Origin of the sequence: Levilactobacillus tongjiangensis (assembly GCF_003946345.1) — a bacterium.
GTDB lineage: Bacteria > Bacillota > Bacilli > Lactobacillales > Lactobacillaceae > Levilactobacillus > Levilactobacillus tongjiangensis.
This window is the reverse complement of sequence record NZ_RHNY01000025.1, coordinates 1-6,302: the sequence shown is the minus strand read 5'-3', so window position 1 is coordinate 6,302 and position 6,302 is coordinate 1. Positions and strand designations below refer to the sequence as shown.

Below are 6,302 nucleotides of genomic sequence, written 5' to 3'. Positions count from 1 at the left end.
CATTTTCCTTGGATAAACCAAAATATTACTTATCCAGAAAAGGTGCAAAAGCAGTTACAAAATTTTGCAGATCAAAATCCAGAAGTAAAGCCTAAAAATGATCCAGAAAATAAAAACGATCGGCCTAGTTATTAGGTTGATCGTTTTTGAGTTTATTCGGTTTATGGGCGTTAACATAGTCAGCAAATGTTTTTAAAAGTTCTTCGGTTTGTTCGACCGAGAGGTTATTAGCTTGAAAGTACTTTTCTAATAAAGCCCCTTTTTGAATTAGTCGGCGAGAACGGGCTTTGCGGGATTGCCGATTTTCATAGTATTTAGATTGCCGTAATTTAAAATCTTCCCGCTCAATTTTTTGTTTTAACCGCGCTTGTTGCTCGACTAGTTTTTCATATTGATTAGACATGGAATTTCCCCATCTCGTATGGCTAATGATCTACGGACTTTACCTTTAAAAATTCAGAAAATTGCTTAGCTAAAAGCTTAATCTGATCGTTAGACAAATTAGCATAATCTAAATTGGCTTGACTGATGATTTGTTTACCTAGCCGTTGTTCAATCTTATTTTTTTCGTCCTTAATTTTTTGATTAAGGGCTTTTAATTTAGCTTCTTGTTTTTCTAAGTTGCTTTGAGACATAACGATCCCTCCAATCATATTAGAAATAATCACTGACACTATATCATAAGGGAAACGTTAAGTCAAAGTATAAAAGTTGAAATAGCGAAGCGGAAGGCATACACTAAGTTAAAGCTAATAGAATCAGAAGACCGAGTGAAACGAGGTCAATGCGCACTTACACACAACAACTAAATTTGGTTGTGTTATTGTGCTAAACACTTGTATTAGAAGTCGCCGTTGGCGACAACAAAATCAAACCCATAAACCCAAAGAAAGGTGGTGACCGACATGGCAATTTTTCACATGAGCTTTAGTAATATTAGTGCTGGAAGAGGAAGAAGTGCAATTGCTGGAGCAAGTTATCGAAGTGGCGAAAAATTATTCGATCAAAAAGAAGGTCGAAGTTATTTTTATGCCCGATCGGTTATGCCAGAAAGCTTTATTTTGACACCAAAGAATGCGCCAGAATGGGCGAGTGATAGAGAGAAATTGTGGAACGAAGTAGAAAGAAAAGACCGTCGAGCAAACTCACGGTACGCTAAAGAGTTTAACGTGGCTCTACCAGTTGAATTAAGTGAAGATGAACAGAAGGAATTATTGAAAAAATATGTACAAGAAAATTTTGTTGATGAAGGTATGGTTGCCGATGTGGCAATTCATAGAGATAACCCAGATAATCCGCACGCTCATGTGATGTTAACTAACCGTCCATTTAACCCAGACGGAACGTGGGGATTGAAAAGTAAACGAGAAAACATATTAGACGAAAATGGGAACAAGACTTATACAGGAAATAGTCGTTTCCCAAGATCAAGAAAGGTGTGGTTAGTTGATTGGGATAAAAAAGAAAAAATCAATCAATGGCGGCACAATTGGGCGGTTAGTGTAAATCAAGTTTTAGAGCAAAAAAATATTCCCGATCGGATCAGCGAAAAATCATTTATCGAGGAGGGAATAGATGATACACCAACTCAACATGAGGGAATCAATAGTAAGCGGCATGAAAGAAAAGAATTTAATCAACAAGTTAAGAACTATCGTAAGTCCAAAGCTGGCTATAAAAATATGCAGGAGAAAGTAGTTAATCGAGGCCACTTGGATAGCCTAAGTAAACACTTCTCGTTTAACGAGAAAAAAGTGGTCAAAGAGTTAAGCCACGAACTGAAAACTTATATTAGTTTGGAAAGTTTAGATGATAAGCGGCGCATGCTATTTAATTGGAAAAACAGCACCTTAATTAAGCATGCAGTTGGTGAAGATGTCACTAAGCAATTATTGACGATTAACCAACAAGAAAGTTCACTAAAAAAAGCAGATGAACTCTTAAATAAAGTAGTTGATCGCACGACGAAAAAACTTTATCCAGAGCTTGATTTTGAACAGACAACTGCGGCTGAACGACGGGAATTGATTAAAGAAACTAATAGTGAACAAACGATTTTCAAAGGCAGTGAATTAAACGAACGTTTAATGAATATTCGTGATGATTTATTGGTCCGACAATTATTGACCTTTACCAAACGGCCATACGTTGGCTGGAAGTTATTAATGCAACAAGAAAAGGAAGTCAAAATCGAGCTTAAATATACGCTGATGATTCATGATGATAGCTTAGAAAGTCTAGAACACGTTGATCAAGGTCTACTAGAAAAGTATTCACCAACCGAGCAGCAAAAGATTACTCGAGCAGTCAAAGACCTACGGGCAATCATGGCCGTTAAGCAAGTCATTAAAACGCAATACCATGAAGTATTGAAAAGGGCCTTTCCCAAAGGCGATTTAGATGGATTGCCATTGATTAAACAGGAACAAGCCTATACAGCCGTGATGTACTATGATCCTGTTTTAAAGCCGTGTCAGGCTGAAACAATTGAACAGTGGCAAGCAAATCTACCACAGGTGTTCAGTCCCCAAGAACATCAACAAGGACTAGCTTATTTATCGGGACAGCTGAGCTTAGATCAGTTAGAAAATCATCACTTACAACGGGTTTTAAAGCATGATGGCACTAAACAACTCTTTTTGGGTGAATGCAAAGCCGATCCGACGATTAAGAACAGTCAGATCGAGAAAATCCAAAAGCAGTTAAAAGGGCAACAAGCCAAGGACGACCAGTACAGAAAAGAAAATATCGGACATTATCAACCGCTAAATTACAAGCCAGTTAGTCCAGACTATTACTTAAAGACGGCCTTTAGTGACGCGATCATGACCGTCCTATATGCTCGTGATGAAGATTACCAACGACAAAGACAGGCGCAAGGTTTAAAGAAGACTGAGTGGGAAATGACGAAAAAGCAACGGCAACATCAAACTCGAAACCGGCATGAAGATGGGGGCATGCACTTGTAATCACAAAATTAGCGACTGGTTAATTGGTATGAATGGTAGCCCATAATGTATTTTATATTGAGAAAAATTTGGTACGTAGAGCGTGCTCGATTAGTTACGTATAGCTGCCAGCCTTGTGTATGGTCTATCCAAGAGACCAGGTAAACAAAACCTTTAAGCCGAAACCTTATTTTGAACTAAATGCTGAAATACTTGCTAATTAGCAAAAATTCGTCGCAAAATTAGACCCCTATCAGCGATTTAAAGACGAAGCAGGGCTAATGACATTCATGCGAGCTAAACACGTTCATAAAGGCTTGCAGGACGGTTTAATCAAGGACGTCCAAAAACGAGGCAAAAATCGTGCTAGTCCCCAACTATTCTCACTATCCAGTCTCCAAAGTGCCATGAATAAACGGTATCACGCCAGTGCCAGCCAAACCTTAGCGGCCATTCAAAGTTTATATGAAGCCAAGTTGCTGAGTTATCCCCGAACGGATTGTGCTTATATCACTGCCTTCACAAAGGTAGAAATCTGCTGAAGCAACATTACCAAGTAGCTGAAAAGTTGACTGATTCATGATATCTCCCTGACTATTTACAAAAAAGTGCTTTTTTGCAGAATTAGGCATATCATTATGTTCTAAAAGCACCTAATTAAAATTAGGTTAGCTCAATATAATTGAGAGGGAAGGAATTTATAATGGGAGAAAAGAAATTACATTATAAAATGTATAAAGATGGCAAAAAATTCGTTTTTGCCGCAATTGCTACACTGTCTTTTTTTGTCTTCGGTGGGGTATCAACGGTAGCAGTTCATGCTGATACCACCTCAGGGAACTCAACTGCCGCCACTGTAAACAGCACTAGTGATACGAAGAGTGCTGCTCAATCAGCAACTACTGCAGCAAGCAGTGCCAGTGATACGAAGAGTGCTGCTCAATCAGCAGCTCCTGTAGCAAGCAGTGCCAGTGATACGAAGAGTGCTGCTCAATCAGCAGCTCCTGTAGCAAGCAGTGCCAGTGATACGAAGAGTGCTGCTCAATCAGCAGCTCCTGTAGCAAGCAGTGCCAGTGATACGAAGAGTGCTGCTCAATCAGCAGCTCCTGTAGCAAGCAGTGCCAGTGATACGAAGAGTGCTGCTCAATCAGCAGCTCCTGTAGCAAGCAGTGCCAGTGATACGAAGAGTGCTGCTCAATCAGCAGCTACTGCAGTAAGCAGTGCCAGTGATACGAAGAGTGCTGCTCAATCAGCAGCTACTGCAGCAAGCAGTGCCAGTGATACGAATAGTTTTGTTCAGCTAATGGCCGATAATGCAACAGCTGCGTATAATTCAACCCCAATCGATGATGCAACTTCTACGGGTTTCTCAGTTAGTGATCCAGATTATCCATCTGGAATGTGGATTGATCCAGATAACTCTCATTACAGTTATGAATGGTTGCAAGCAACATATGGTGGAAACCAGATTGTTTTTTCAACTAATCGAACGGGCGATGGAATTGTTTATGTAACGGAATTATCGGCATCAAATGAGGTTTTAAAGCAATACACTTTAAATCAAAATACTCAGGTAACATCTGCTGTATTTGATCGTACCATCTATTATAATGATGTTTATTTTGAAATGGTCCGAAGCTCTAGCAACAGTTTTGTTACTAAATATACTGCTAGTGAATTTGATAATAACTACTACAGTACACTTTCTTATTTTGTACCAAAATTGATCACACAAACAACTTATTACGTTGATAAAGATGGCAAACAAATCACCGACAGTAATGGTAATCCAGTTGCTGCTTATACACAAAAAGGGTTAGTTGGCCAAAATTATACGACGAGCGACGTAAATGTTGTAAATGGTTACTATGCTACTGCACCTGTTAATTCAAATGGCGTTATGTCACCATACGGAGAGATTGGTGCTAGTTATGTTAAAAACTTTCATAATGGAGTAGTTATTACTTACACTCAGACTGGTTCAGATGGAACAATGTCTGCTTCAATTGCTCAAAATGGAAGAGTTCTCAAAACATGGACAAGTATAGAGCCTTCAGATCCTACGATAATGTATCAATTAGGTTATACGACATACGGAATTAAAAATCCATATATCCCACAAACCTCTGATATTAAGTATGTTTACAACAAGCTCGGCAACTGGATTGTCTCTAATCCTGATGGCTCAACAACGTCAAGAATTTATCCCAATGATCCTAGTAACCCTACTAAGATTGCTGATTCATCGGTGCCTGATTATCCGGTTATTGCTTTTATTCCTGGCTATATACCTGAAGATCATATGGGGACTCCTTTGGTGCCAGTTGATCCCGATGATCGTACTAAGGGCTATATTCCACCAACACCTTCTGATAATGGTACAGATACGATGATCACCTATACAGCAGATAAGCAAAAAGGTAGTGTCAGCTACGTTGATGATACGACCGGAAAAACTTTAAAGACGGATTCAATTTCAGGAACAACGGGCTCGAAATCCAGTTATAGTACCAGTGGCAGCATTGCGGATTATAAGAAACACGGGTATGAGTTGGTTACTGATGGCTATCCAGTAGATTTGACATTCGACAATGATGACACAACTGATCAGAACTTCACGGTTCACTTGAAGCATCAGCTGACGCCAGTGAATCCAACGGATCCACAGACACCGGGAGCGCCAATCAATCCAGATGAACCAGATGGACCAAAGTGGCCAACTAGCACCAACTATGATAAGACGGTCAATGAGACCGTCAGCTATGTTGATCAGAATGGACACGTAGTGGCCAAGCAGCACACTGATTCTGTCAACTTCACACGAACCGTCGTTGTCGATAACGTTACTGGTGAAGTTATTACAAGTGGTGCTGGAACAACAGCCTGGACAGCGACAAATGGTGATACGACCTTTGATGCCGTTGTTAGCCCAGTGGTGCCGGGATCTGTAGCTGATAAAGCGCAGACAGCTGCCGTAACTGACCTGAATGCCGATTCAGCAGATGTTAATGAGACCGTGACATACACGAAAGTCGGATCATTGGTACCAAGCTCAAGTGATGGGAACTTCCCTGGAGCACCAACAGTAGTCTATCCAAATGACCCAAGTGATGCGACGAAGGTTACACCAGCCGGTGTGCCGACGGTACCAGGTTATACAGCACATGATCCAGAAGGTCATGTTTTGACACCCGGTAGCAGTTATCAGCCAAGTGATCCAACGAAAGATACAACGATCACCTATACAGCAGATAAGCAAAAAGGTAGTGTCAGCTATGTTGATGATACGACCGGAAAAACTTTAAAGACGGATTCAATTTCAGGAACAACGGGCTCGAAATCCAGTTATAGTAC

General features: G+C 40.2%; 4 protein-coding genes and 2 pseudogenes. 4 read left to right on the top strand and 2 right to left on the bottom strand.

Annotated features, from left to right (window positions below; all coding sequences use genetic code 11):
* Positions 1–135: pseudogene (locus EKM75_RS11665) on the top strand (zeta toxin family protein); the annotation flags it as partial.
* Here EKM75_RS11665 and EKM75_RS11660 read toward each other — a convergent pair.
* A complete protein-coding gene (locus EKM75_RS11660) occupies positions 125–403 on the bottom strand; it encodes a hypothetical protein (RefSeq protein ID WP_014940856.1) in 279 nt (92 codons plus the stop codon). The pseudogene EKM75_RS11665 and the gene EKM75_RS11660 overlap by 11 nt on opposite strands.
* Before the next feature lie 22 nt (positions 404–425).
* A complete protein-coding gene (locus tag EKM75_RS11655; protein WP_003555660.1) occupies positions 426–653 on the bottom strand; it encodes a hypothetical protein in 228 nt (75 codons plus the stop codon).
* Between the two features lie 252 nt (positions 654–905).
* On the opposite strand from EKM75_RS11655, the gene mobQ reads away from it, so the two are divergent.
* The 3 genes and pseudogenes from mobQ to EKM75_RS11635 form a co-directional block, all read left to right on the top strand.
* Positions 906–2,969 carry a MobQ family relaxase gene (gene mobQ, locus EKM75_RS11650; RefSeq protein WP_125694746.1) on the top strand — a complete coding sequence of 688 codons (2,064 nt, stop codon included), beginning with the start codon at positions 906–908 and terminating at the stop codon, positions 2,967–2,969.
* Positions 2,944–3,463 (top strand): annotated as a pseudogene (locus tag EKM75_RS11645) (DNA topoisomerase); the annotation flags it as partial. The gene mobQ and the pseudogene EKM75_RS11645, both read left to right, overlap by 26 nt.
* A 188-nt stretch (positions 3,464–3,651) precedes the next feature.
* A partial coding sequence (locus tag EKM75_RS11635) for a mucin-binding protein (RefSeq protein WP_125694744.1) occupies positions 3,652–6,302 on the top strand: 2,651 nt, incomplete at its 3' end.